The organism is Tunicatimonas pelagia (genome assembly GCF_030506325.1).
Lineage (GTDB): Bacteria > Bacteroidota > Bacteroidia > Cytophagales > Cyclobacteriaceae > Tunicatimonas > Tunicatimonas pelagia.
The window spans coordinates 5,543,405-5,568,797 of the sequence record NZ_CP120683.1 but is presented as its reverse complement, the minus strand read 5'-3'; the positions used below and the strand labels follow the sequence as shown (position 1 = coordinate 5,568,797).

Genomic DNA, 25,393 nt, shown 5'->3' with positions numbered 1-25,393 from the left:
GCTATTTAATTTGGTAACTCAACCCCATTTCCCAAGCGACGCGGGGCATGATGGCATTGTTGTAAGGAATTTCAAAAAAAAGTGTCGGTTTCATATTCCACCGCAGCGGCAAATTCCGCTTTTGGGATAAGTCCCAGCCGATGCCATAGGCTAAACTGAGCATCAGTCGGTTGCGTCCTGCTCCCACCACCTGATTGACTTCACCACTATCGCCTACTTCGTAGGTAGGACTAGCGAGCCAAGAGCGGAAGTAGCCTACCCCCAGCCACCGTTCGGTGGTAAATCCTTTAGGTCGGATACCTCTGTCGCCTACTTCGGTGAGCAGAAAGGTGCCGTAGTGATTGTCTACGTGGTGGTACAATCCTAAGCTAGCGGCCAGTAGCCTACTTTTCTCTTTGGTGATGCGCTTTTTTTCTTTTAGTCGCACGGAGAAAGGACTTTCTACTCCTAGCTTAACACCCGGATGCGTGATGAACTCCCCAAAGTACGCAGCTCGCAAGTGGAGTTCCGAAAGAAAAGGGCTTTGGGCTTGTATCTCCGAGGACACCAAAAGGAGCCCACTCATACATACTATCATAATAAAGACTTGTCTCATTGATTATTACCATAATAATTATTAACAATAACTACGCGGCTTGCTATTGTATTAGCAAGACGATACTCAACCTAAAAACATACATTAGGGAGTGAGATTTTTGAGGTTAGGAGTAGGCTGATTCAGCCAGGTAGTGAGCAGTGAGATTTGTCAGAAAAATAGGCTGAACCATGACTCAGTGTTCTGTTCCTATAAAACAATCTACAGCAAAACTAGTAGGTTACCTGCACCAGACATAGTAAAAATCGGACATTATTATTGACCGAGCGTATAATGTGCTGCTGCGTGCAGTTCGTTTGGTATTTCACTTGGGGTAAACCCCGTAAACGCTTTCACTTCTTTGATCAAATGATTTTGATCCGTAAGTCCGAACTCTACCGCCGTTTTCCAAGGGTCACCCGGAACGGTTAACAACTGCCTCAGTATTCGGCTGAAACGGTGCTCCCGCAGGTAGTACTTTGGGCTTGTGCCGAGGTATTCGTAAAAGTATCGATTGAGTGTCCGCGGAGTAATGTGGTGCGTTTGGCATAGCTCATCGACTCGATAGGAAAAGTCGTAGCTTTGATCGATGTGATCTAAAATGCTCTGCATCCGGGAAATATGGTACCCTTCGGGGCGTTGCCCTACCTGAAGGTAAGACTGGAGATAAGCATTTTGCTGAGAAACATTAGGGGTTATCGCTAACCTATCTTTTAATGCTTGAAAGGAAGATCCAAAAATATCTTCGGCCAAAAACACTTTCTGAGAGGATAACTCGCGTGCGGAAAGGTGAACAAACGGACGAAGGGCAAAATAAGAAAAGGGTGGGAACCGGACGACAATGGCTTTACACCCGCTGCTAGTGGTTGTCCGGATGGTATAATTATAGTGGGGAATCAGAAAACTCTTACGAAGAGGATATTGCTGGTCTTTATAATGGAGTGTGATTTGGCCATCCAATATAAATACCCAGTTAGCCTGTAGCGCCGGAAAGTCAAAAAAACTCCCTCTCTCGAGCATCACCGGGCTAATCACGGTCAGGGGAACAGGGCCTTCCATAGATTATAGATTAAAAGAAAAGGACTTTAGGCATATATTACCGATGCTACAAAAAGCAGTCTGCAAATAAGTACTTTCTTGATAAAGCATTGTCTCATCGATTTTCGTTATGATTTTTCCGGTATTGTTAATCGATAATTACTCCTGCTATCGTATTATTGAGACAATGCCCAATCTGAAAACACGTACCGAATAGTATTGCTTTTTCATAGAAATAGAGATACGTTGGTAGGGTTAGGAAGTGAACAACAAGATAGGCTAGGAGAAAATGGGCTGAGTCACGACTTAGCATTCTATCCCTGTACGTTGCTCGAAGGTAAAATGCTACATTGGTCGTTGATTTTTCGTGAAAATGATCATTAAGAAAGGGATTTACTTTAATGATCAGGAACATTGCAGTTTTACAGGGATACCGAACTACAATCAAACCCTATTGTAGCTATATCAAGTTTGTAGGAAGTGTCGAAAATGAATACTTTTGTTATTGAATTTTTAGGCCCCGTAGTTCAACGGATAGAATTCCCGTTTCCTAAACGGTAGATACAGGTTCGATTCCTGTCGGGGCTATTTTAGTTTTTTGTAAAGTATTGGTCTGTATTCAGCAAACAGCACCCGTTAAGTGGCTATTTCGCGAGTGACTGTATTAACAAATTGCCCGCCACTCTCGATGAGCTAAAACCCAATGATAGGATAGAAAGAATAAAAAAAGCCCACTAAGGGGCTTATTGAAGTATTCAAGCGGTCTGGACGGGACTCGAACCCGCGACCTCCTGCGTGACAGGCAGGCATTCTAACCAACTGAACTACCAGACCAGTTGAAATCGGAATGCAAATATGAAATCTTATCGCCTTATTTCCAACAAACCACTTTAGTTTTTTCTTTTAATTCTGCTAGCTAAATAGCATCCCCTGCTACGCAGTTGGTAAAATTCGCTTTTTAGCCCTAGCTTTGAACTTGAAAAACAATGCACTATGGCAACAGAAAATTCAGCACAAACCTTACTAGAATTTGAGAAACCAGTGGTTGAGCTGGAGGAGCGATTAGCTGAGATGAAACGCATGGCGAATGAGAATGGCGTAGATGTGAGTGAGGCGGTTCAGACCTTAGAAGCCAAAATTCAACGCCTGAAAGAAGAAACATACTCTAACCTAACCCGTTGGCAACGGGTGCAACTCTCACGTCATCCCGACCGCCCCTATACGCTAGATTATATTTACGAACTTTGCGACGACTTTATTGAACTGCACGGCGACCGTACTGTGAAAGACGATAAAGCCATGGTTGGTGGCCTAGGGCGCATTAATGGACAAACCTTTATGCTACTAGGTCAACAAAAAGGGCGGAATACTAAGCTTCGTCAGATGCGAAACTTCGGCATGGCTAACCCAGAAGGCTACCGTAAAGCACTGCGCCTGATGAAAATTGCCGAGAAGTTTAGTAAACCTATTATTGCGTTCATCGATACCCCCGGAGCTTTTCCGGGTATTGAAGCCGAAGAGCGGGGGCAGGGTGAAGCCATTGCCCGCAACCTGCGAGAAATGTTTATGCTCAAAGTTCCGGTGATTTGTATTATTATCGGAGAAGGAGCTTCGGGTGGTGCGCTAGGTATTGCTATTGGCGACCGGGTGGTGATGCTAGAGAATACTTGGTATTCCGTTATTTCCCCCGAGTCTTGCTCGTCTATTCTGTGGCGCAGCTGGGATTTTAAGGAGCAAGCGGCCGAAGCCCTCAAGCTTACCGCGCAAGATATGCATCACTTTCAGATGGTAGATAGCATTATTGATGAGCCTTTGGGTGGGGCTCACCACGATATGAAGTGGCAGAGCAAAAAAATAGAGGAGTACATTTTTTCTACCCTGAAGGAATTAGATGCTCTCTCCCCTGAAGACCGCATTCAAAAACGCATTGATAAGTTCACTAAAATTGGAGTAGTACAGTAAACCCATCATCAATTATCCGGCCGATTGCTATGCTGAAGAATTCGGAAGAAGCGGAACCACGTCGTCGACAACTAGGGTTGGTGCTCTCCGGTGGCGGAGCGAGGGGTATTGCCCACCTAGGAGTTTTAAAAGTACTGGATGAACTCGGTATAAAGATTGGAGCAATTACCGGAAGCAGTTCAGGAGCCATTGCCGGGGCACTATACGCTAGTGGCTACTCACCCGATGATATCCTTCGGATAATAAATGAAACCAACTTCTTCCGACTTATTCGTCCCGCCATTAGTAAGACCGGATTGCTAAAGATGGACAGCGCCGAATGGCTCTACGATAAGTATCTCCCTAAAAACTCATTTGAAGAATTAAAAATCCCTCTAACCATTAATGCTACTGATTTACGTAAGGGAAAAACAGTGTATTTTTCCAAGGGTGAACTCATTCGCCCGCTGATGGCTTCTACCTGCATTCCCGTAATGTTTGAGCCAATTTCCTTTCAGCATCAACTATACGTAGACGGCGGGTTGCTGAATAACTTTCCGGCCGAAGCACTGATAGGTAGCTGCGATAAACTTATAGGTTTGCACTGCAACCCCATTGATGATACTTTTAAGGTGATGAATATCCGAACCATGCTTGAACGAACTTTTCTGCTAACCATTAATGCTAACTCTTACTCTCGCCGAAAGTACTGCGACTTTTTTATTGAACCACCCGCTCTGAATACATACCATATATTTGATTTGGGAAAAGCCAATGAGATTTTTCAGATCGGGTACAACTACGCCCGAGAGCTAGAAGCCGAGCTTACCCAGTTTTGGTCAGAAATATAATCAACAACTTATCCGTAATGTGGAAAATTATTGCGAAGATTATTTTAGGTATTTCTGGTTGGTCGTACAACAAGAATTTCCCCAAACACATTAAGAAAGGAGTCATGATTGCCGCTCCCCATACCAGCAATTGGGATATTTTCTACGCACTTTCAGCCCTTCGGCTAATGGGTATACCGATTCGGTTCACTATTAAGAAAGAATGGATGAAACCTCCGGTAGGGATTATTCTTAAAGCGTTGGGTGCTATACCTATTAATCGAAAGCAAAAAGGGCTTACACGGGAAAGCATGGTAGATGCAATGGCCAGACTGTTTGATGAACGCGATCATCTAATTGTGTTAGTCACCCCGGAAGGAACCCGAAAATACGCGAAACGCTGGCGAACGGGTTTTTACCACGTAGCTAAACAAGCCAATGTACCAATCCTTTTAGGTTATCTGGACTACGCTCAAAAAGAAGCGGGTATTCTTATGGAGCCATTCTACCCATCCGATGATGTGAACCAAGATATTGAGGCTATCAAGGAAAAGTATAAGGGCTTTACCGCCCGGCACCCTGAGCAAGGAATCTATTAGCTTTCACTTTTTTTTGATTCATGTAACTACAACAGTAGTGTATACGTATTTACAGAAAACTTTATAAATTATGAAAGCTGTAAAAATTACCTACTACGTCACACTCAGTCTATTCACCCTATTGATGATTTTCTCGGCCTTTAACTACTTCTTCAATTATGAAGACGTTAAGGGAGCATTTCAGTCGCTAGAATTTCCCACATACGTAATCTATCCGCTGGCTATTGCAAAACTGTTGGGCTTGGTGGCTATCTGGACAAAACAATCGATTGTTTTGAAGGAATGGGCTTACGCCGGATTTTTTTTCAACATCGCTTTAGCTGCCTCCGCTCACATTAATGCCGGAGATGGGCAGGCAGCCGGTGCCTTCGTTGCCTTAGCTCTACTCGCCACAGTCTACTTTACCGAAAAGAAAGTTATTCCCGAAAAATCCTTAGCGACAGCGTAGGTTTTCTATGAATCCAGTCTACTCTTCCACTCGCACCAGAAAATGATTTTTCTTTCCGCGCTGTACGAGTAAGTACTTGTTTTGTAGCAACGAAAAATTGGCCTCTGCTTCGGCGGAGGCAATCTTCTCCTTATTAATGCTTACCCCACCCTGCTGAATCATCCGGCGGGCTTCTCCCTTGGATTTAAAAACCAGTTGACGAGTTGTTTCCGCGAGCAAATCCACTACATTATCGGTTGCTTCGTATTCCGTTTTAGAGATCGTTTCCTGAGGTAATCCTTCAAAAACTTCTAGCAGAGTTTTTTCATCAATCCGCTGAATTTTCTCCAGGGCAGCATTACCAAACAGAATAGAAGAGGCATCACGAGCATTTTCAAAATCTTCGGCTGAGTGAATGCGGGTGGTCAGTTCTCCGGCCAGTGCCCGCTTGGCCTCATTCGGATTGGGCAACTGCTCTAATGCTTCCACCTCTTCTTGATTTTTAAGCGAGAAAACTCGTAGCAAACGTGACAGATCATCGTCAGCTACGTTGAGCCAGAACTGATAGAACTTATAGGGAGAGGTCATATCGGCATCTAGCCAAACGTTACCCGACTCAGACTTACCAAACTTGGTTCCGTCGGACTTGGTAATGAGCGGGGCTGTTAGCGCAAATGCATCTCCCGATGCCTTTCGGCGAATGAATTCGGTTCCGGTAGTAATATTTCCCCACTGATCCGAGCCACCCATCTGTAGTTTCACTCCGTGGTGCTGGTACAAATGGTAAAAGTCGTAGCCTTGTAGCAATTGGTACGAGAATTCCGTAAATGACAACCCGGTTTCCAATCGTTTTTTTACTGAGTCTTTCGCCATCATGTAATTGACGGTTAGGTGCTTACCCGCATCCCGCAGAAATTCCAGAAACCCAATCTTACCGAACCAATCGTAGTTGTTCACGAGTACTGCCTTATTTTCAGTCGCTTCAAAATCCAGAAATTTCTCTAATTGCTGGCGCACTCCGGCCTGATTTTCCCGAAGGGTTGCTTCATCTAGCAAATTACGCTCGGCTGATTTTCCCGAAGGATCACCAACCATACCGGTAGCTCCCCCTACCAAAGCAATGGGCTGATGACCGCTTCGTTGCAGATGCACCAGCAGCATCACCGTAGCCAGATTACCAATATGCAGTGATTTAGCCGTCGGGTCGAACCCGATATAGCCCAAAGTTTTCTCCTTAGCCAGTTGCTCCTCGGTACCAGGGGTCATATCATGAATCATACCCCGCCAACGGAGTTCTTTTATAAAGTTTTCTAAACTTGACATATAGAACAGTTTTTTTATGGGGACAATGAAATGCCCATTTTTAAGAAGCTGCAAATATAGAATTTCATTACTGAAAGTGTTAGAGAGTTAGGGTGTTAATGTGTCCGAGTCTTGGATTTCCTGTTTGTTCAAACACTTTGAACTCAGAATATCATTCCACAGATTGCCTCAGGCTTGACCACAAAGCGGCTTGAACACTCTTTGACTCTAACTAATCCAGTAACCTTGCGTTATAGTACTTAACTACTTTTTTTATCTATCCTATCATGACTAAACTGCCCGGATACGCTAAGTACCTTATTGTGTTAGCAGCCATTGTTCTGACCGCTTACGTACTTATCGTTGCAAAATCAATCCTGAGTCCGCTACTCACTGCATTAATTTTAGCATTACTACTTCACCCTTTTGGCTCGTGGTTGGAGCGATTAAAAATTCCGAGGGGTATTAGCTCAGTGCTCTCTATTGTGTTTGTCGTGCTAGTAATTGCCGGGTTATTTTACTTTTTCTCAGCCCAAGTGCGAAATATCGGAAGCGACCTGAATACCATTGAGGCTAAGTTCAATCAGGTGATTGATCAGAGTTCAGCGTGGATGGAGAGCACCATTGGTATAGCACCTCAGGAGCAAACCAATTATTTGAAAGATTCTATTACTAGTCTGTTACGGGGCAGCACGTCGTTTCTGTCTCGCACTGTTTCGGCTACGGCGGGCTTTTTTACTGCATTTTTTCTTGCTATGATCTCTCTGTTTTTCTTTCTCTACTACCGAAAGTTTTTTCTTGACTTTCTGTACCGATTGTTTTCTCCGGCAAACCATAGCGTAGTAGGCGAAACGGTAGTTAAAATAGAAAAAGTGGTTCGCAGCTACATCCTGGGATTATTCACAGTGATTTTAATTGTTGGCGTTTTAAATACTACTGGCCTCATGATACTAGGAATTGAGCACGCTGTTTTTTTTGGTGCTCTAGCTGCGGTGCTCACCATTATTCCTTATATCGGAGTGTTTGTTGGGTCATTGCTGCCTATTTTGTTTGCATTGGTCACCAAGGATTCTATTTGGTATCCAATAGGAGTAGCTCTCATCTTTTGGGCAGTGCAGTTTCTGGAAGGAAACTTTATTACGCCTAATGTAGTTGGCGGACGCGTGAGTATTAATCCTTTTGCTGCTATTTTAGCTCTATTTTTCGGTGGAATGATCTGGGGAGCTATCGGCATGATTTTATCCATACCAATACTGGCTATCATGAAAGTAATCTTCGATACTGTGCCTTCAATGCGACCTTACGGATTTCTATTAGGGAACCCGCCCGACGAGCTTGCATTAGAATCGCGAAAAATGAGGCTAAAAAATATTGGTAAGCGATTTCAGCAAAGTAAGAAAGCTCCAGTCAAGCAGAAGGCCTAGTAGTTCACCAGCATTCCAGCAATGGTAGCAGTCATCATACAGGCGAAAGTAGCGGCGATTAAAGCCCACATCCCTAGTTTAGAAAGATTGCCTTGCTGATCGGGGGCTAAACTGCCAATACCACCAATCTGAATGGCAATAGAACTAAAGTTAGAAAATCCGCAAAGTGCGTAAGTGGCGATCACTAACGCTCGTCCGTCTAATCCCCCAGCGGCTTTCATCTCGGATAAGCTTAAGTACGCAACAAATTCGTTAATAACAGTCTTTTGGCCTAGCAGACTGCCTACTTGCAGCGTTTGGCTCCAGTCTACTCCCATAATGAAGGCGAACCCTCTGAATAGCTGTCCCAGCAGATACTCTAACGAAAATTCATCGAACGCCCCGTCGGTACTTTGTACAACAAACTGATTTAGTCCGGTTGTTTCGCCAATGACTCCTGACAAAAAATAATTGATAGCTGCAATTACGGCAATAAATGCCAGCAGCATTCCTCCTACGTTTAGTGCTAACTTCAGTCCTTCTGCTGCCCCTCGGGAGAGTGCATCGATTACATTCACTCCCAAGTTTTCGCCACTCACATCGAGCTCCTTGCGTATTTTATCCGGCTGGGTTTCGGGTACCAGAATCTTAGCAATGACGATGGCCGCCGGGGCGTTCATAATAGAAGCACTCAGCAAGTAAGAAGCAAAACGGGTTCGCTCTACCGGATCATCACCTCCGAGAAAAGCAACGTAGCCCCCCAGCACCCCCCCGGCAATAGTAGCCATGCCTCCGGTCATCAGGCACATAATCTCCGAAAGCGTCATTCCAGCAATGTACGGACGAACCAGTAAGGGAGCCTCCGTTTGTCCGAGGAAGATATTTCCGGCGGCAGATAAGCTTTCTGCTCCCGACAGACGCATAGTACGCGCCATAATCCAGGCAATAGCGTAGACAATTTTTTGTAAAATACCTAAGTAGTACAGTCCAGCAGTAACCGTAGAAAAGAAAATAATGGTGGGCAGCACTTGAAAGGCAAAAATGTAGCCGAAGGATGAGGTATCCACCAACCCACCGAACAGAAACTCAGCTCCCTGCTGCGAAAAGCTCAAGAATTTTACAAATGCTTCGCTGATGCTGTTAAAGATACTCTTTACAAACGGAACTTTCAGAATTAGTATACCCGCTATCAATTGGATTGCGATGCCAGCCCCTACCAATCGCCAGTTTACCGCCCGACGGTTTTGCGATAAGAGAAAAGCAATAAATACCAAGGCAGCGATTCCTAAGATTCCGCGAACGTAAGGCATAATGGGTCAGGCTAGTAGATGCAATCCCAACCTTTGGCGGTTGGGCGGATAGTTCAGCTAGATGGATTAATTTCGACGATTCATCTCATCCCGAATCTTAGCGGCTTTTTCGTAATCTTCGCCTTTCAAGGCTTCATCTAACATTGAAGTGAGCCGATCAAACGATAGATCTTTTAATTTTTCAGTAGCTCCCTTTTTAGAATCTGACCCAGACGGAGCGGATGGAATTTCCGGTTCACCTTCTTCATCGGTTAACACAATACCTGCCTCAGAAAGTACGCTCTCGTTGGTGAATATAGGCACATTAAATCGGAGACCAATCGCAATAGCATCGGACGGACGGGCGTCAATTTCGGTAGTACCCGCTCCATCACTACAAACAATTTTAGCAAAGAATACTCCTTCCTTTAAATCTGAGATCATAATTTCCTCTACCGTATAATGGAAGTTCCGCGCAAATGACTTAAACAAATCGTGAGTCATTGGACGATTAGGAACAATCTTCTCGATCTCAATAGCGATTGCCTGAGCCTCAAACATTCCGATAATGATGGGCAGTCGGCGATTACCTACGGTCTCCCCCAGCACCAACGCAAACGAACCCTGCTGTGATTGGCTAGAAGAAAGACCTAAAATTTCTAATTCAATTTTATCCACAATACGAACAACTTAGTTTTGAGAGGCTTTGATCTTTTCGGTTAACTGAGGTACTATTTCAAAAGCATCGCCCACCACCCCGTAATCGGCTGCTTTAAAAAATGGTGCCTCGGCATCTTGATTAACGACCAAAATATACTTAGAAGAGTTTACGCCAGCTAGGTGCTGAATAGCCCCCGAAATACCCACGGCTACGTATAAACTAGGACTCACCTTTACTCCAGTCTGCCCTACGTGCTCGTGGTGCGGTCGCCAGCCGATATCTGATACGGGTTTGCTACAGCCAGTGGCTGCTCCTAGTGTATCGGCCAACTCTTCTATCATCCCCCAGTTTTCCGAGCCTTTCAATCCACGTCCACCAGACACCACAATGTCTGCCTCCGGCAACAATATATCGCCTTCACTTTTTTCCGTATTAGTGATAGTAGCCCCAAAATCGGCATCTGATAAGCTAGGGTTAAAAGCTTCTACTGTGGCTTTTCCTTCACCTTCTTCGGGGGTAATAGCGTTTTTTCGTAAAGCGATAATCTTCTTATCTCGGTCGAGTTTGGTATGGGCGAATGCTTTTCCGGTGTAAATACTACTCTTTACCACAAACCCGTCACTTAAATCAGGCAATTCTACCACATTTGCTCCCAAAGCAGCTTGCTGCTTTATGGCTACCCGAGAGGCAACCGGGTCGCCCAAGGATGATTTAGCAAGTATTAGTACATTCGCTCCTGTCTCGTTCATTGCTTGGTCAACCACTGAGGCATAAGCTTGAATCACACCTTGGTTTAATCGCTCGTCGTTGGCGTGCAGTACACGATTGGCTCCAAACTTTCCCAGCCCTTCTAGCTCCTCACTACTAACTTGGTTTCCTAATGCTAAGGCTACCACTTCATCCTCACTTATTTGCTTAGCTAAGGCCGCCGCGTACACTACGGCTTCAATAGACGATTTTTTTATTTTTCCGTCAGAATCTTCAACGAGTGCTACTATTGCCATACTTATCTTTATTCAAGTGTTGCTAACAATTTACTGAAAAATTAGTGATTTGACTGGTAAGATTGCTACCGAAGATCAGAGTACGTTGGCTTCATTTTTTAGTGCCTGTACCAATGCATCCAACTCATCAGCCGAGAACATTTTTACTTCACCCTTGGGGGGCGGTAGCTCGTAACGAACGGTATCGGTCATCTGTTCGTTATCAGCGGGATCTCTAACATCCAAAGGCTTTTTACGGGCCATCATAATGCCGCGCATGTTCGGAATTTTCCACTCGGCAATGGGCTCCTGACAACCAGCAATAAAGGGTAGTTTCACCTCTAGTTGTTCTTTTCCTCCTTCTATCTCCCGGGAGAGCTTAGCGGTATCTCCCTCAATATCGAGCTGCATTACGGGCGAAATAGAGGGCATATTGACCAGTTCGCCCACCATACCGTGTACTTGTCCACCGTTGTAATCAATAGATTCTCGACCCATTAGCACCAAATCATAACCACCTTCTTTCACCACCGAAGCGATTTGCTGAGCCACAAAAAAGCTATCGGAAGGGTGAGCGTTAATACGAATGGCATCATCAGCTCCAATAGCCAGTGCTTTTCGGATAGTAGGCTCCGTTTCCGCCTCACCTACGTTGACTACTGTAACTGAACCGCCGTGCTGTTCTTTCAACTCAATAGCCCGAGCCAACGAGTAGTCATCGTAAGGGCCAATAATATACTGTACGCCCGTTGTGTCGAATTTGGTGTTATTCTCCGTAAACGATATTTTTGATGTGGTATCGGGTACGTGGGTAATGCATACTAGAATCTTCATAAGCCTGCGCTTCTTTTACGTCAATATTCTTTTATAACCCTTTTTTTGCTGCGAAGTTACGTAAATCAAGAATAAATAAAAATCAGCCTGAGGATGAATACCGAACGCCTAGCGCAGCTACTTAATTTTTTGCAAGAAGAACCCAATGACCCATTCACACTTTACGCTATTGCTACCGAATACGCGCAAGATAATCCTGAGCAAGCCCGCCCGTATTATGAGAAATTGTTGGAAGAACACCCTAACTACGTAGCCACCTATTACCACGTGGCTAAGTTGTACCAAGCCAAGGGAGAAACCGCTTTAGCCGAAGCTACCTATCAAAAAGGAATCGCTGTGGCTCAGCAGCAACAAGATCACCTCGCCCTTCGCGAACTACAAAATGCCTACAACGAGTTTTTGTTTGAACAAGAATAGTTTAATGACTGATGACTGATGACTGATGACTGATGACTGATGACTGAAAATTAATCATTCATCATTACTCATTCATCATTATTCATTAAAAGGGATAAACAACCGTTTCAGAGGCATAGGTGGCTCTGTTTTCGCCTTTGACTTGGTAGGTGACTTGGTTAGTATTCCAGTCAATCTGGATGAGGCCGTAGTTGAGTTTGGTCACTAGGTCGCTCACCCGATGGCGGTTTTCTTCGTCAGCATCTTCGTAGACGTGGGTCATTCCGCTGGAGGTAATATCGTACAATGGATATGGCATTTCGGGAAGTTTTAGGCGGGAAATCTCGCCAATATGGCGGTCGCCACTGAGCAGCACAACTCCCTTGGCTTCCGAATTAGTAATTAGGTCGTACAATCGCTGGTGAGACTTAGGGAAGTTTGCCCACTTTTCGTAGCCATGCTCTTCGTGAATGACTTGAATGCTACTACCAATTATGTTGAATTGAGCGTCACTACTATTGAGCTCTTCGGTAAGCCACGCCCACTGGGCTTCGCCTAACATATCGCCCTGCGGATTAGCTCCGTATCGTTTTCCTTCCGTAGAAGATTCCATAAGCGTATCGCGGAAATAGCGCGTGTCTAGCAAGATTACTTTCACTTTTTTGCCTTCTGGTCCGAAGGTGTACGATTGGTACCCACCCTCTCGTTGCCACACCGGGCGACTAGCATCAACCTGCAAGAATTCCAGCATCAGATCGCGACTGGCGGCTCTTTGAGCAAAATATTTCCCCCCATCGTTAATTCCGTAGTCGTGATCGTCCCAAATACCGACTACCGAAGTAGAAGCCAGTAATTTCTGGTAGCCTTTCTTCTGAAGTTGTTGCTGATACTTTTGTTGCATCAGCTTCATATCCGGAGTATCGCCGTAAACATTGTCGCCTAGCCAAATCCATAAATCGGGTTGCTGATTTATAATCTCCGACCATAGTGGCTGAGGTTCGGTAGTTTTATTGCAAGAGCCAAAAGCAATAGTGGTTAGCGTTTGAGTGGTATCTAATGAAATAGGCACCACCGCTTTGGATGGAGAAGTTTGGGTGCTTTGGGAAGCCTGACAACCAGCAATAAACCAGCATCCGGTCAGTAAAATAGCTAATAGTCGCATAGGTAAGGTATAATAAAAGAGACCCTAAAGTAGGCCTCTTTCCTGAAATGAGTGGTGTAAAAATTAAAAGATTATTCTTCCGAACCAGCCGAAGCCGTCTCAACAGGTTTAGGCTCGGCAATACGGTAAGTAGCCGTCTCCGTGAACGTCCGTCCAAACATATCAGTCGCTTCCACCTCAATAGTGTGTTCACCAATCTCTAAGTCCGTCGGAATACGAGCTTGCCAGAGATGGCGGGAAGGAACCACATTGGAGGGGCGCCGACCAGGCATCAGTTCCTCGGTGTAATCCCACTCGTGTACCATCCCTTGAAAAGCTGGGTCTAACGCTATAGTATAGCTCATCTCCTCCCAATCTTCATTATCCACTCGGTAACGCAGGTTTGCCTTTTCTGAACCTTGGAAAAAATTCACGTAAATACCTGCCGAAGTGCGCTGGTTATGAGGGACTACCTTAGGGCTGAAAATTCGCATTCGGTAGTCATCCGTTTCGCCCACCACTTTATAATCTATGGTGTACTCATTACCGTTAAAGGTAATGAAGGCATATCCCTTCGGGGTTCCATCGCGCATGGTAGATATTGGAACGCCGTTCTCATTCAGCTTACCCGAATACCAGTCGCCGGAAGTAGTACCCACGTTGTAGTGATGGTGCTCACCCGATCCCGACCAACCGTCTTTTTCCGTAAAAAAATGATGCTGCTGGATATGGGTATGTGCCGAAAGCGAAAGCGTATTCGGAAAATCGCTCAACAGGCTAAATAAACGCTCCCGATCTTCATCAATAAATGTATCGCGTCCTTCGGGTTCGTAAATGGGAATGTGAAAGGAGACGACGACCAGATGATCTTTGGGAACGTGCTTCAGATCATTTTCTAAAAAGGTAAACATATCCTCCCGAAAACCGCCCCAGTAGCCTTTACCATCGCGAGGGTCGGGGTACATCACATTGTCTAACACCACGAAGTGTACTTTTCCGTAGTTGAAGGAGTAATTGGCTGGACCGTAAGTTGCCTCGAAGGTTTCATCGGCCAGCGTATCTACTTCCACATCAAAGTTCATATCATGGTTGCCGTATACATTCCACCAGGGAATACCTACCCGGCTGATGGCTTCGTTGTAGGGTTGGAACAAATCCAGGTCGTCGCCTACCAGATCGCCCAAACTTAATCCGAACGGTATACCCTGAATACCCGCTACTTCTTCTACCACTGCTTGGTCAAAGTAGTCAACTTCATCCAAGTCGTAGGGCTGGGGATCGCCAAAAAACAGCCCGGTAAAGCTCTCTTGCTCTCCGGTAGGTAATAGGGCAAAGTCTACCGACTTAGGGAGTTTTCCGGTGGGGGCTACTCCAGCAAAATCTAGTTCAGGAGAGCCATCGGGTTTATGAATATAGTAAAACTGAGGCAGGTTCAGTGCATTGACCGGAAGCTCGTAACCACTGGGCTTAACAACGAAAATGATCTCGTCATTATCAATAGGCAGCTCATAACGACCGTCTTCATCGGTCAGTACCACCGCTGTGCCATTAGAAACGGCTATTTCGGCAATGCCCGGCTCATGCCGTTCTTTCTTACCATTCGTGTTTTGGTCTTCGTAGACTCGCCCAGTGACAGTTTGTTGCGCCCAGCTAGGAGCGGAAACAGCGATTAGTAGTAAAAAAATTAGCGTTTTCATGGCTTATAGGTAGGTTAATGTAAAAGATGATTGTTCTCAATAAAAAACTGGGGGCGAAAATAAGAAAGAGGCTCCTAAGAAGCCCCTTTTCTGTATTAAGCTATTATTAAGATTCTACGTCAAGGTTAGTTTCCCGATACGTGCTAGTCGCATCTTCACAACACTTTCACTTTTACACCCAAGCTTAGATGATAGTAATACTATTCTAAATTAAAAAATATTACCATTGTTTAACATTTTAGCGCATCTTATTTCGTTTTCTCTTAAAAAGGTACATTAACATATTATGGCGATTTTGCGAAATAATATCAAGCATACTATGGTATAAAGATATTGAATGCCAATAAATCAAGATGTCAAATAAGCTTTTTTTATAATTTTCACCAAATTTCTTAAACATTACATCTAGATATGTTATCGAATTGTGAAGTGATAGCACTCTCTAATAATTTTTGATACTTTGGTATTATACCAGAAAGACAAAGGTTTACCATTTGTCTATACCATCCCTTTCAAGTAATACCCGTCGCTTCTATCCTTGCAAGCAATACTCGTCGCTTCTATTAGTTTTAGGTGAATCCCTATGTGGTCGGGGCTTTTTACTCCCGCCGAGCAGACTCACGAAATTTTGGTGCACTCTATTGAAAAGTGTCCTTAGCTAAAAATTTCGTAGGTCTTCAGCTACCATATGAAATCATCTAGAACCCTAGATTTCATCTTTTCAATCAGATATGGAAGCAGTTTTTCAGTATAATCTTTAATGATTTTCTTAATTTTTTTATCACTTCAAACCACTTTTAATCATGAAAAAGCTCAGTTTGTTTTTACTAGCTATTTTGTTTTTTGCCTGTGAAGAACAGGATATTACAAATGGCCTTCAGCCTCTTCCTACACAAGAAGTGCCTCTGCCAATTACTAACTCCAGGATTATTCCTCCCGGTTCTAACGATCCAAATCTAAATGCAAATTGGAATTGGGAAGGATCAGAGTGGACAGTTTGGTTTAGAAACGTATCAGGTACGATAAGTAATCCGAATGGTATTGGTAGTGTTAACCCGTTTTATGACATCAGTGCTGTTTCTATCTTCGGTAATGCAGATCCTTCTCAAATAGACATCCGTGCATCCGATGGGTGGATGCTAGTAGCCAGAGACTTTGGTACCCCGACGGCTGCACCTCGTTTACCTTGGATTATGCTTTACAATAAGTATAGGGGACTGCTACGAGTATGTGTCTTTAAAACATCAGAATTATCGGACTCCCATCAAACACTTACTTTGTCATTTGATAGCGGTGGCCCTACAGCTGAGTCTTTTATCTTTACCGAAACTCAGCAGCTTGCTTATTCTGAAGTTGGTAATCAACAATGGATGGTTGGAGAGTTCAACATGCAAGGATATGATCCCTCGATAGCTCAACAAGCCCGACTTCAGGTAGTCATTCATGGGGTTGAGGAAACGCTTACCTATCAAGAAGGCGGAATAACCCTAACTGGAGTAGCTCAACCCAAGCCCAAACCATTAGGGGTTTCTAATCTATTTGATATGGCTAGTTACTCCTCAAAGTTATATGATAAGCTACCTGATTTTGGAAACAGCACCTTTAAAAATGTTGTAAAGGACTTAAGAAAACCTGAGCTTCTTGAAGCAGCCGGTGGTTTTATTAAGTCTTTTACAGGTTCTGGAAAATACCCAACCTATAATATCTCATTAGCAGGAAGTATTTCGCTAACAGGAACTATGACACAAACCGACCCGATAGGCAGTTTTGGGGTATATCTCAGAACGGATGCTAACAACTCTGGACAGTACAAAGCAATTAATTCCATTCCATGGGGGGTAATGAATTATACAGAGGCTGTAAAGGTTTATGTTGAGGAATCATACCCCTGTGATGATGAAGATGATTACTACTGTAGAGAAGAGATTGATTATTATACAAAGAGCGGTTTTTTTGACAACATACTAACTATTAATCCGGCAATAGCTAGTAATATAGTGAATACCGAAGTGGGCTGGATTATATCTGGTCCAAAAAGAGTTAATTTTATGTCAATTAACACTTTTAAAAATGGCACTCGTGTTCCGGTACCACATGGCTATAATGTTGTAGGTGTGGCTGTTAGGCTTACCTATAGAAACGGAGATGTAGTTTACAATCGAATACCAATACGACTGATCTGATTAACCGATAGAGCCAAGATTAACTTGAAACCTAAACTAAAAATTTAAAACCATCGTCTGAGACGATGGTTTTAATATGGTTAATCAAAAGAGCCCCCTAGAAGCCTCTTTTCTGTATTATAAGCTGTTATTAAGATTATGAGAGGTTAGTTTCCAAAGATGTAGCGCAGCCCTAGTTGCATCTGCCAGATAGAGCTTCGGAAACCTTCATCTTCAATATTACCTTCCCAGGGATCTTCGCCATTCATAACGTTACTATCTACGCGGTAAGTAGGCACGTTAGTTCCTGATTGAAATCCTTCAAAATCTAGAAGGCTGTAGTTATCAAACGGTACGGAAAATATTCGGCCCCACTCATTATTGAGTAAATTCGAGAAATTAAAAATATCTACTGACAGTTGAAGCGTATTTTTACCTAAGTTGAAGTTTTGCAAAAATCGCAAATCAATGGCTCCTTCCCAAGGAGCACGAGCTACGTTACGTTCGGCATACCCTCCTCGATTATCGCTTAAGTACCGATCATTTTCTATGAAGGCATTTAAGGCTTCCCACTGCTGCTCGGCAGTAAATGTGCTTCCGTCACGGTAGGTAGCATCGACAAGAATAATGTCTTCGCGTCCAGCCGGAATATAGATTAATTCAGAGTTGTCAAACCCACCATCATTAACAAAAGCTTGATTTTGGACACCATATACGTAGGAGAAAGGCCGACCGGACTGACCGTTGTAAATCACTGATAATTGCGAGGACATAGAACCACCTAAGTATGAGATTTGATAAGAGGCTTGAGCTAGTACTCGGTGACCCAGTGAAAAATCAGAGCGATGAGGATCTCGCTCAACGTTTCTTCCTTCCACGCTCTGATATCCCCGCCACTGCGAGTTGTTCTGCGAAGAAGTACCTTCTAGAACGGAGAACGCATCCCCATAGGTATAGCTTACGTCCGCCGAAAATCCTCGGGTAAGTGGTTTAGAAAGCTGTGCTACCAGATTATAGGAGTAACCAGCACCAGTATTACTGGCCAGATAAATACCCGTATACGTTGAGTCAATTAAATCACGGGGTAAGTCCGCATCAAAAATAGGGCGGTTATCTGGCGTACCTGCTAGCGTGGCTGTTGAGGGTCGTATGTTTAGGTTTTGATAAAATACATTATTGATATTGCTAGTAAATAACCCTTCTACCGTACCAATAAGTCCACCCGGTAACCGTTGGTCTACCGCGACGTTAACCTTCAAAACCTGGGGAAGTCGAAAATCTTCAGCAAATAGGTCTATCTGCCCAGAAGGATTAGGATTGTTGGTGTTTATTTCGCCCGGCGGCTGGCTGTTTACATCCGGATTAAATGAAACGTTAGGTAACTCGACTTCACCAATGTTAAATCCATAGTTGTTATAAGCTCCACCGGGCCAAACTAGCGGTAGACGGCTGGTGAAAACCCCTACACCACCTCGTAATTGCGTAGATTGATCGCCTTTTATATCCCAGTTGAATCCAAAACGGGGTGAAAACAGCAACTGAGGATCGATGAAGCTTCCGGTAGTAGCTCCTTGCAAGTCGTACCCGGCTTGCCTAATCAAAGGTACCGTATTGTTGATAAAGTCTTGGTTTTCCGGTTGGTTATCTAGGAAGAACGGAACATCGATACGCAAACCACCGGTCAGGCGTAGGTTGTTAGTTACTTGAAACTCGTCTTGTACGTATAAACCTAACTGAAGAGTGCGAAAATCAGCAATTGCCGAAGACTCATCTCCTATTTCGTTATCTACTTGCGAGAAGCTACGTTCGTAGCGACCTACCACTGGGGTACCTTCTACTAAGAATTGCTCTAAACTATCTACCCGATAGCGACCGAAGTTACTACGAATAAAAAGGTTACCCACATCATAGTATTCGTTATGTGTACCAATAGTGATTGTATGATTGCCCTTATACCACTCAAAGTCATTAGTAACGGTAATAATATCTTGGTTAAGCAAATTGCCGGTAGAAAAACGCTCGGCTCCGAATTCTATGTTACCATCATCACCATCTCGTATTTGAACGGTAGGAAATGGCTGACCAAAAGGGTCGCGATCATCACGGACAATGGTGGAGCCTATAACTAACTTGTTAGAGAAATTATTACCAAAGTTACTTTTAAGCTCTAAGGCTGAGGAATTGGTGGTAGAGATAAAAAATTCTGATCCATTAATAAAACCAATAGATTCGGTATTTGAGTTACGCGCCTCTAAATTCTCAGCTCGGGTATAAGCATGCCGTAAGGTTAGTTTATGGTTCTGATTGATGTTCCAGTCAATTTTGGCTAAGATCTTATCGCTGTCTAAAAATGCGGTATTATTATCGAAGCTCCCTACGTCGTATCCGTAATCGTTTTCCACCTTGTCAACCAATTGCTGAATCTCTTGCCGCGAGGCGTTGCCCCGATAGGTGTCAAAGTTAAAGGGTTGCGGAGTTTCATCACGTTGTAATTCTACATTGGCGAAGAAAAATAGTTTATTCCGCACTAGTGGTCCACCTAAACGAAATCCGTAGGTACGTGCCCTAAATTCAGGTAATGGATTGTCGTCATCAGCCGGGTTTGTACCAGCCAGATTTTCATTTCGCTCAAAGTAGTAGGCTGACCCTTCAAATTCATTGGTTCCGCTACGGGTTACGGCATTAATAGCCCCTCCAGCAAACCCTGATTGCCGAACGTCAAACGGTGCAACGTTGATCTGAAACTGCTCTATAGCATCAATACTGATCGGTTGCACCCCAGTTTGCCCACCGTTGGTACCGCTACCGGCTAGACCAAATACATCATTATTAACCGCTCCGTCAATATAAATCGCGTTATATCGGTTATTTTGGCCAGCTAATGAAATTGAGAAGCCGTCGGTTCCTTCCGAAATATTGGCCAGCGGGTTAAACCGGGCAAAATCACCAATAGCTCGGCTAATAGTAGGAATTTCATTAATTTGTTGCTGATCTACCACCGTTTGTTGTCCGGTACGGGTTCCGTCAAATACATCACCTTGTGATGCCAGTATCTCAACTCCCTCAAGCTGGGTAGCTTGCTCCGCCAAATCAAAAGTTAGATTAAGTGTTTGACCTAGCGTAAGAAATACATTTTCTTCAGTTCTGGCTTCGTACCCTACAAAAGTTACCTCTACGGTGTACGGTCCGCCTACTTGCATGTTGGCTAGACGAAAGCGCCCCTGCACATTAGTTACATTCCCATACTGCGAACCAGTAGGTTGATGTACTGCCACAATAGTCGCTCCCGGTAGGAGCTCGTTACTTTCGTCATAGACAGTTCCTGAGATATTGGCAGTAGTAGCTCCCTGCGCTAACATTTCAGAAAAACTTCCTAGGCAAGCGCCAACAGCGATCAAAAAGATTAGTAAATTACTCTTCATAGAATTAGATTAGTTTGTAAAAAAATTCGGGTGCAAAAGTACAGATTCAATACTACCTCCACCTAGAAATAGTTATTTATGTAATTATTAACTTAGCATTAGTTTATTAACATTAAGTTAACATTAGCCCAACTCCCCACTGATTCTTCTCAATGCGGGAAAAAGCCCTGTTTTGGTACAAAAAAATGATGTATTCGGGAGGCTTACGAAAAGGAATGTGTATTAGTCAATAATATCGATTTGATACTTTTTGGTAGCTAGGGTTTCAGCTAAAACCGTATCATCTACTGGATTAAGGCGCATAACTTCTTGCAGAAATTCATCGGTATCCTGTAGAACTCCCTGCCAGTCGGCCGAACGGACGTAAGAAGATATCACATGGTTGCCTGCTTCGGGGAAAGCTACTTTACGCTTCAGTTGGCTGGGTGTACCCAGTTGCTCAAACATAGTTAGCATGGCCTGCACCGAAACTACATCATCTTGTTCTTCTTCGTTTTTGTAGTAGTATCCTAAAAACACTGGGCACTTTACTTTCTGGAAGGTTTTTTCTACCATGGTTTCTTCTACCAGCCCAGCTAGTGCGGCGTAGCCTTCAATATAGTATGTTCTGGACCAATACTGCCGGGTAAGTCCTTCCCGCTCTTCAATCACATGGTCATCACCTACCATCATTTCCATTAAATTCATTCCCCAGGGGCGGTTTAGCAAATACAGGTTTTCGTCTTGCGGGGCAATGATGGGAGAGTACAGTATCAGCCCAGCGATGTCTGGGTTTTCTGCCGCAATATAGAGGGCTAACGCCCCTCCGGTGGAAGTGCCGATAATTATCACCTTTTCACCCAATGACTTGCCAATGGCTACGGCTTGTTTAGCTGACTCGAGTAGGTTTTGGGCAGTCATCGATTTAAAGGCACTATCCGATTCAATGCCCTGCTCTTTCAGGCGGGACAGGTACAAGTTACAACCGAATTTTTTGGCTAAAGTGGTATGCACAGGCGCACCTTCTCCCTGGCTGGCCCCGAAGCCGTGTAGGTACACCATGCTGTAAGGGGTTTTCTGCTTGGTACTATCGGCCCACACAATGCGGGCTTCGTTGTCTTCTTTTACCAGTTCATTTTGCGATTCAGCCCGATTAATTTCTTGCTCTAGAGAAGTTAGATTAGTGGTTACTTCCGGAAGCTGCCCCGTTAGGTTGCCGTGGTTGGGACGAGGGCCAACAAATATCACCAGAGATACCACCAAGGCAGCTCCTACTACCCAGCTAAGAACTTTTCTCATATCAAGCGTAAATTTGCTGTAAATCTAAACTATTTTTTCTGTCGGTGCTTCTGCCTCAGAAAGAAGTTCTAATTTTTGGAATGGCCACAGTTAGCATTATCATCCCTACGCTGAATGAAGAAAAGTACTTACCCGCAACCCTGGAGCGACTTATGCAGCTCATTCCGTTGCCTCACGAAATTATTGTCGTAGATGGCTCCAGTCAAGACCGTACCCGGGAAGTAGCCCAGCACTATTCAGTAGTACTCCGTACCGTAGCTATAGCTCGACGCTCGACTCAGATGAACCAGGGGGCAAACATCGCCGAAGGCGATTTCCTTTGCTTTCTGCACGCCGATACATTGGTTCCGACTGATCTGGTTACCCGGGTTCAGCACACCTTGGCCGATAAGCAAGTGGTGCTGGGGGGATTTATCTCCCTTATGAAAGGAAACCGCACCCGACGGCTAACCACCTCGCTCAATTTCATTAAAACCTATCTGGCTCCGCTACTCTATCGTCCCGATCGGTTTCTCTTTCGCCATCTACGGCTACTCTTCGGCGATCAGGTTATGTTTTGCCGACGAACCGACTTTCTTCGTTGCGGAGGTTTCAACCGTAAATTACCGATTATGGAAGAAGCCGATTTATGCTTAAAAATGAACCGACTCGGAAAAATTAAGCAGGTTAGCCACACGGTCGTATCATCCGACCGGCGCTTACACCACTGGGGACCCTGGAAAGCGCATTTCGTTTGGTTTAGCATTTGCGCACTCTGGGCACTACGGGTTTCGCCCAACTGGCTCAAAAAATTTTATACTGAAATCCGGTAATTTAAACTCAGCAAACCAAATATAATTAGGGTCACCAATAAAATTTGAATAAAAGGTCTTTCATTTATGAAAAATGTTTTAGATTAAGCACACAATTCTAACCTATAATTTTATTTCTTCTCATGAAACATTTCTTTACTTTCTATCCCCGAAACTTATTTGGGGCTAGCCTAGCCTTACTTTTTTTAGGCTTACCACTGCTGGTAACTGCCCAGAAGGTAGTCACCCTCGAAAATTACGTAGTCTCGCCTCATTCATCCTCCTCTAAAGTAGGAAATGACTTGATCCAGATGGCTGAGCAGTCTATGACGAATGCTCGTCGCGCTTCTACCAATAAAAGCTATGATTACCCCGATGAGCTTAAAACCCAGGGTGAGTATATTCTTATTGAAGCCGCCGCTAAAAAGGGAAAAGGGGCAAAATTGCTCGCAAAATTGAGAAAAGAGGTTGGTTTAAAAGATGGTATAGTGTACAAGCACATTGTATCAGGTAAAATACCGGCAGCCAACGTCGAGAAGCTAGAATCAGTTTCAGGACTACAGTTTGCCCGTCCGGCTTACCGCCCTCAAACCAGAGTAGGGGCCGTGACCAGCCGAGGCGATATTGTAATGAAATCAGACGAAGCCCGTCAGGATTTTGGAGTAGATGGTAGCGGACAAAAAATTGGTTTTCTTTCGGACAGTTATAACGCACTAGGCGGTGCCGTTGATGGAGTAATCTCCGGTGACTTGCCAGCAGGAGTAGAAATTCTGGATGACTTGACTGAGGGTAGTGATGAAGGAAGAGCAATGGCCGAGATTATTCACGATATTGCTCCCGGAGCTGACTTAGCGTTCCACACTGCCTTTGGCGGGCAAGCCGTTTTTGCTCAAGGAATTATTGACCTGGCCGATGCGGGTTGTAATGTTATTGTAGACGATGTTGGGTATTTTGCTGAACCTTTCTTTCAGGATGGTATTATCTCGCAGGCGGTCGATATCGTGTCTAAACGCGATGTTACCTACCTCTCTTCGGCTGGAAACGGTGCTCAAGATTCGTACGAAAAAGAATTTAACAACTTAGGCTTTCAACTGGCGGATACCGCTGGTAATATCCTAGGGTTTCCCCACGACTTCGGAAATGGTGATATCTTTCAGCGTTACACTGTTCCTCCTGGGGGCGATCTAATACTATCGCTACAATGGCCTGATCCGTACTTTTCTGCAAGTGGACAAAAAGGTGCTGAAACTGACCTAGACCTCTTCCTTCTATTCCCTCAGTTTAATGCTTCTTTTTCGTCTACTGATAATAACATTGGTGGTGACCCTATTGAGGTGACTGGAGTAATCAATACATCGGATACGAATACCTTAATAGTAGATGTACTAATCACTAAAGTAGCGGGACCCGACCCTGACTTTATCAAGTACATTAACTTTGGCGATTTCTTCGAGATACAGGAGTTTGCTGAAGATACCCAAGCTCCTACCGTATACGGTCACTCTAACGCTAACCGAGGCATTGCCGTAGGAGCTACTGCTTGGTTTAATGTGCCTGAATTTAATAGCAACCTATCTCTTCCCCGCATTAACGGGTTTTCTTCCAAAGGAGGGATACCCATCTTGTTTAACCGTGGCGGCGACGCTATTGATCCCGTTATCCGTAAAAAGCCTGAGTTTGTGGGGCCCGATGGAGTAAATACCACTTTCTTCGCCCGCGACCTATCGTTTCCGGTTCCCGGCACAGATGAACCGGATGGTTTCCCGAACTTTTTTGGTACTTCGGCTTCAGCCCCTCATGTTGCGGCGGTAGTAGCCCTCATCAATCAACAGTCTAATAATACACTCAAACCTAGGCGTATCGAGGATATTATAGCTTCTACCGCAATTGATATGGACGATCCCACCACCGAGGGCTTTGACGAAGGGTTTGACTTTAAGACCGGAACTGGTTTTGTGGATGTAGTGAAAGCAATGGAAAAAGTTGCTAAGCAAGATATTCCGATGGCTGCGGTTCGCCCTGTGCTAGAAACCGTTGCTTACGACCAGAAAGCAGGCAATTACCGCGCTTTGTTCGGCTACTTAAGTGAGAATAGTGTTCCGGTGCTTATTCCTACTGGAGAAAACAATAAGCTGGTACCGGGCGATGATTTAGGCCAACCGGAAGAGTTTCTACCCGGTCGCCAGGCTGCTGTATTTGAGATTGAGCTCGATGCAGGTGAAACCGTGGTTTGGAGTCTTAAAGGTCCTGATGGAAAACGCCGCACGGCTACCGCTACCGCACCGGAAGGAGAAGTGACTACCCGCTTTGATAACGCTAGCCGCCAACCTGAGTCTTCTCTCTTGGGCGATAATGCTTCTGATATATTACCGGGCACATACGTTTACCCGAACCCTACTTCCGGTCGCGTATTCCTCGAGGTGATAGATGCCCCGGAAACTCCTATTCAAGTGAATGTACTCAATGCCTTGGGGCAATCGGTGTATCAGACTGGTGGAAATGCGTTGATTCGCGAGACAGTGGATTTACGTCCGTTTGGTCAAGGATTATACATCGTACAGTCGAAGGCTGGAGCCAAGCTGACTACCCGAAAGATAATAGTTGAGTAAATAAAAAAACTAGCAT

20 protein-coding genes and 2 tRNA genes are annotated in these 25,393 nt (G+C 44.4%); 10 read left to right on the top strand and 12 right to left on the bottom strand.

What is annotated here, in order from left to right:
- Position 1: 1 nt before the first annotated feature.
- Together P0M28_RS23775 and P0M28_RS23770 are read right to left on the bottom strand one after the other, a co-directional pair.
- Positions 2 to 565 (bottom strand): hypothetical protein, encoded by a 564-nt coding sequence (locus tag P0M28_RS23775; RefSeq protein WP_302205683.1) that lies wholly within the window; start codon positions 563 to 565, stop codon positions 2 to 4.
- Positions 566 to 850: 285 nt separating this feature from the next.
- On the bottom strand, positions 851 to 1,633 hold the full coding sequence (locus P0M28_RS23770; protein WP_302205682.1) for an AraC family transcriptional regulator: 783 nt from the start codon (positions 1,631 to 1,633) through the stop codon (positions 851 to 853).
- Positions 1,634 to 2,128: 495 nt separating this feature from the next.
- Here P0M28_RS23770 and P0M28_RS23765 point away from each other — a divergent pair.
- Positions 2,129 to 2,200, top strand: a tRNA-Arg gene (locus P0M28_RS23765).
- 172 nt (positions 2,201 to 2,372) lie between these two features.
- Here P0M28_RS23765 and P0M28_RS23760 read toward each other — a convergent pair.
- Positions 2,373 to 2,446, bottom strand: a tRNA-Asp gene (locus tag P0M28_RS23760).
- A gap of 159 nt (positions 2,447 to 2,605) precedes the next feature.
- Here P0M28_RS23760 and P0M28_RS23755 point away from each other — a divergent pair.
- The 4 genes from P0M28_RS23755 to P0M28_RS23740 all read left to right on the top strand — a co-directional run bounded on the left by P0M28_RS23755 (position 2,606) and on the right by P0M28_RS23740 (position 5,430).
- A complete protein-coding gene (locus P0M28_RS23755) occupies positions 2,606 to 3,574 on the top strand; it encodes an acetyl-CoA carboxylase carboxyltransferase subunit alpha (protein ID WP_302205681.1) in 969 nt (322 codons plus the stop codon).
- A 29-nt stretch (positions 3,575 to 3,603) separates the two neighbouring features.
- Positions 3,604 to 4,404 carry a patatin-like phospholipase family protein gene (locus P0M28_RS23750; protein WP_302205680.1) on the top strand — a complete coding sequence of 267 codons (801 nt, stop codon included), beginning with the start codon at positions 3,604 to 3,606 and terminating at the stop codon, positions 4,402 to 4,404.
- A gap of 17 nt (positions 4,405 to 4,421) precedes the next feature.
- A complete protein-coding gene (locus P0M28_RS23745; RefSeq protein ID WP_302205678.1) occupies positions 4,422 to 4,982 on the top strand; it encodes a 1-acyl-sn-glycerol-3-phosphate acyltransferase in 561 nt (186 codons plus the stop codon).
- A 70-nt stretch (positions 4,983 to 5,052) separates the two neighbouring features.
- Positions 5,053 to 5,430, top strand: coding sequence for a DoxX family protein (locus P0M28_RS23740; RefSeq protein WP_302205676.1), 378 nt, complete (start codon positions 5,053 to 5,055; stop codon positions 5,428 to 5,430).
- 18 nt (positions 5,431 to 5,448) lie between these two features.
- On the opposite strand, the gene tyrS is transcribed toward P0M28_RS23740, so the two are convergent.
- The gene (tyrS, locus tag P0M28_RS23735) at positions 5,449 to 6,732 is read right to left on the bottom strand and encodes a tyrosine--tRNA ligase (protein ID WP_302205674.1); all 1,284 of its coding nucleotides are present in this window, start codon (positions 6,730 to 6,732) and stop codon (positions 5,449 to 5,451) included.
- 266 nt (positions 6,733 to 6,998) lie between these two features.
- Between tyrS and P0M28_RS23730 the strand changes: the two genes are divergently transcribed.
- On the top strand, positions 6,999 to 8,135 hold the full coding sequence (locus tag P0M28_RS23730) for an AI-2E family transporter (RefSeq protein WP_302205672.1): 1,137 nt from the start codon (positions 6,999 to 7,001) through the stop codon (positions 8,133 to 8,135).
- Here the strand turns inward: P0M28_RS23730 and P0M28_RS23725 are convergent.
- The 4 genes from P0M28_RS23725 to P0M28_RS23710 form a co-directional block, all read right to left on the bottom strand.
- Complete coding sequence (locus P0M28_RS23725; protein WP_302205671.1) at positions 8,132 to 9,424, bottom strand: NupC/NupG family nucleoside CNT transporter; 1,293 nt, start codon at positions 9,422 to 9,424, stop codon at positions 8,132 to 8,134. The genes P0M28_RS23730 and P0M28_RS23725 overlap by 4 nt on opposite strands.
- 66 nt (positions 9,425 to 9,490) lie before the next feature.
- Positions 9,491 to 10,081 carry a bifunctional nuclease family protein gene (locus P0M28_RS23720; RefSeq protein WP_302205669.1) on the bottom strand — a complete coding sequence of 197 codons (591 nt, stop codon included), beginning with the start codon at positions 10,079 to 10,081 and terminating at the stop codon, positions 9,491 to 9,493.
- A 12-nt stretch (positions 10,082 to 10,093) separates the two neighbouring features.
- On the bottom strand, positions 10,094 to 11,068 hold the full coding sequence (locus P0M28_RS23715) for an electron transfer flavoprotein subunit alpha/FixB family protein (RefSeq protein WP_302205668.1): 975 nt from the start codon (positions 11,066 to 11,068) through the stop codon (positions 10,094 to 10,096).
- Positions 11,069 to 11,143: 75 nt separating this feature from the next.
- Entirely contained in the window at positions 11,144 to 11,881 is a 738-nt protein-coding gene (locus P0M28_RS23710) for an electron transfer flavoprotein subunit beta/FixA family protein (RefSeq protein ID WP_302205666.1), read from the bottom strand.
- Between the two features lie 93 nt (positions 11,882 to 11,974).
- Here P0M28_RS23710 and P0M28_RS23705 point away from each other — a divergent pair, with 93 nt between their 5' ends.
- Complete coding sequence (locus P0M28_RS23705) at positions 11,975 to 12,298, top strand: tetratricopeptide repeat protein (protein WP_302205664.1); 324 nt, start codon at positions 11,975 to 11,977, stop codon at positions 12,296 to 12,298.
- Between the two features lie 85 nt (positions 12,299 to 12,383).
- On the opposite strand, the gene P0M28_RS23700 is transcribed toward P0M28_RS23705, so the two are convergent.
- Positions 12,384 to 13,439 carry an alkaline phosphatase D family protein gene (locus tag P0M28_RS23700; RefSeq protein WP_302205662.1) on the bottom strand — a complete coding sequence of 352 codons (1,056 nt, stop codon included), beginning with the start codon at positions 13,437 to 13,439 and terminating at the stop codon, positions 12,384 to 12,386.
- A 71-nt stretch (positions 13,440 to 13,510) separates the two neighbouring features.
- Positions 13,511 to 15,115, bottom strand: a complete 1,605-nt coding sequence (locus P0M28_RS23695) for a calcineurin-like phosphoesterase C-terminal domain-containing protein (RefSeq protein ID WP_302205661.1) — start codon at positions 15,113 to 15,115, stop codon at positions 13,511 to 13,513.
- A gap of 803 nt (positions 15,116 to 15,918) precedes the next feature.
- Between P0M28_RS23695 and P0M28_RS23690 the strand changes: the two genes are divergently transcribed.
- Entirely contained in the window at positions 15,919 to 17,298 is a 1,380-nt protein-coding gene (locus tag P0M28_RS23690) for a hypothetical protein (protein ID WP_302205660.1), read from the top strand.
- Positions 17,299 to 17,444: 146 nt separating this feature from the next.
- Here P0M28_RS23690 and P0M28_RS23685 read toward each other — a convergent pair whose 3' ends face one another.
- Entirely contained in the window at positions 17,445 to 20,699 is a 3,255-nt protein-coding gene (locus P0M28_RS23685) for a TonB-dependent receptor (protein WP_302205658.1), read from the bottom strand.
- Between the two features lie 222 nt (positions 20,700 to 20,921).
- The gene (locus P0M28_RS23680; protein ID WP_302205657.1) at positions 20,922 to 21,977 is read right to left on the bottom strand and encodes an alpha/beta hydrolase; all 1,056 of its coding nucleotides are present in this window, start codon (positions 21,975 to 21,977) and stop codon (positions 20,922 to 20,924) included.
- A gap of 80 nt (positions 21,978 to 22,057) precedes the next feature.
- Between P0M28_RS23680 and P0M28_RS23675 the strand changes: the two genes are divergently transcribed.
- Complete coding sequence (locus P0M28_RS23675) at positions 22,058 to 22,789, top strand: TIGR04283 family arsenosugar biosynthesis glycosyltransferase (RefSeq protein WP_302205655.1); 732 nt, start codon at positions 22,058 to 22,060, stop codon at positions 22,787 to 22,789.
- 122 nt (positions 22,790 to 22,911) lie between these two features.
- Positions 22,912 to 25,377: a T9SS type A sorting domain-containing protein gene (locus tag P0M28_RS23670; protein WP_302205653.1), complete on the top strand. Its 2,466-nt coding sequence runs from the start codon at positions 22,912 to 22,914 to the stop codon at positions 25,375 to 25,377.
- Positions 25,378 to 25,393: the final 16 nt, after the last annotated feature.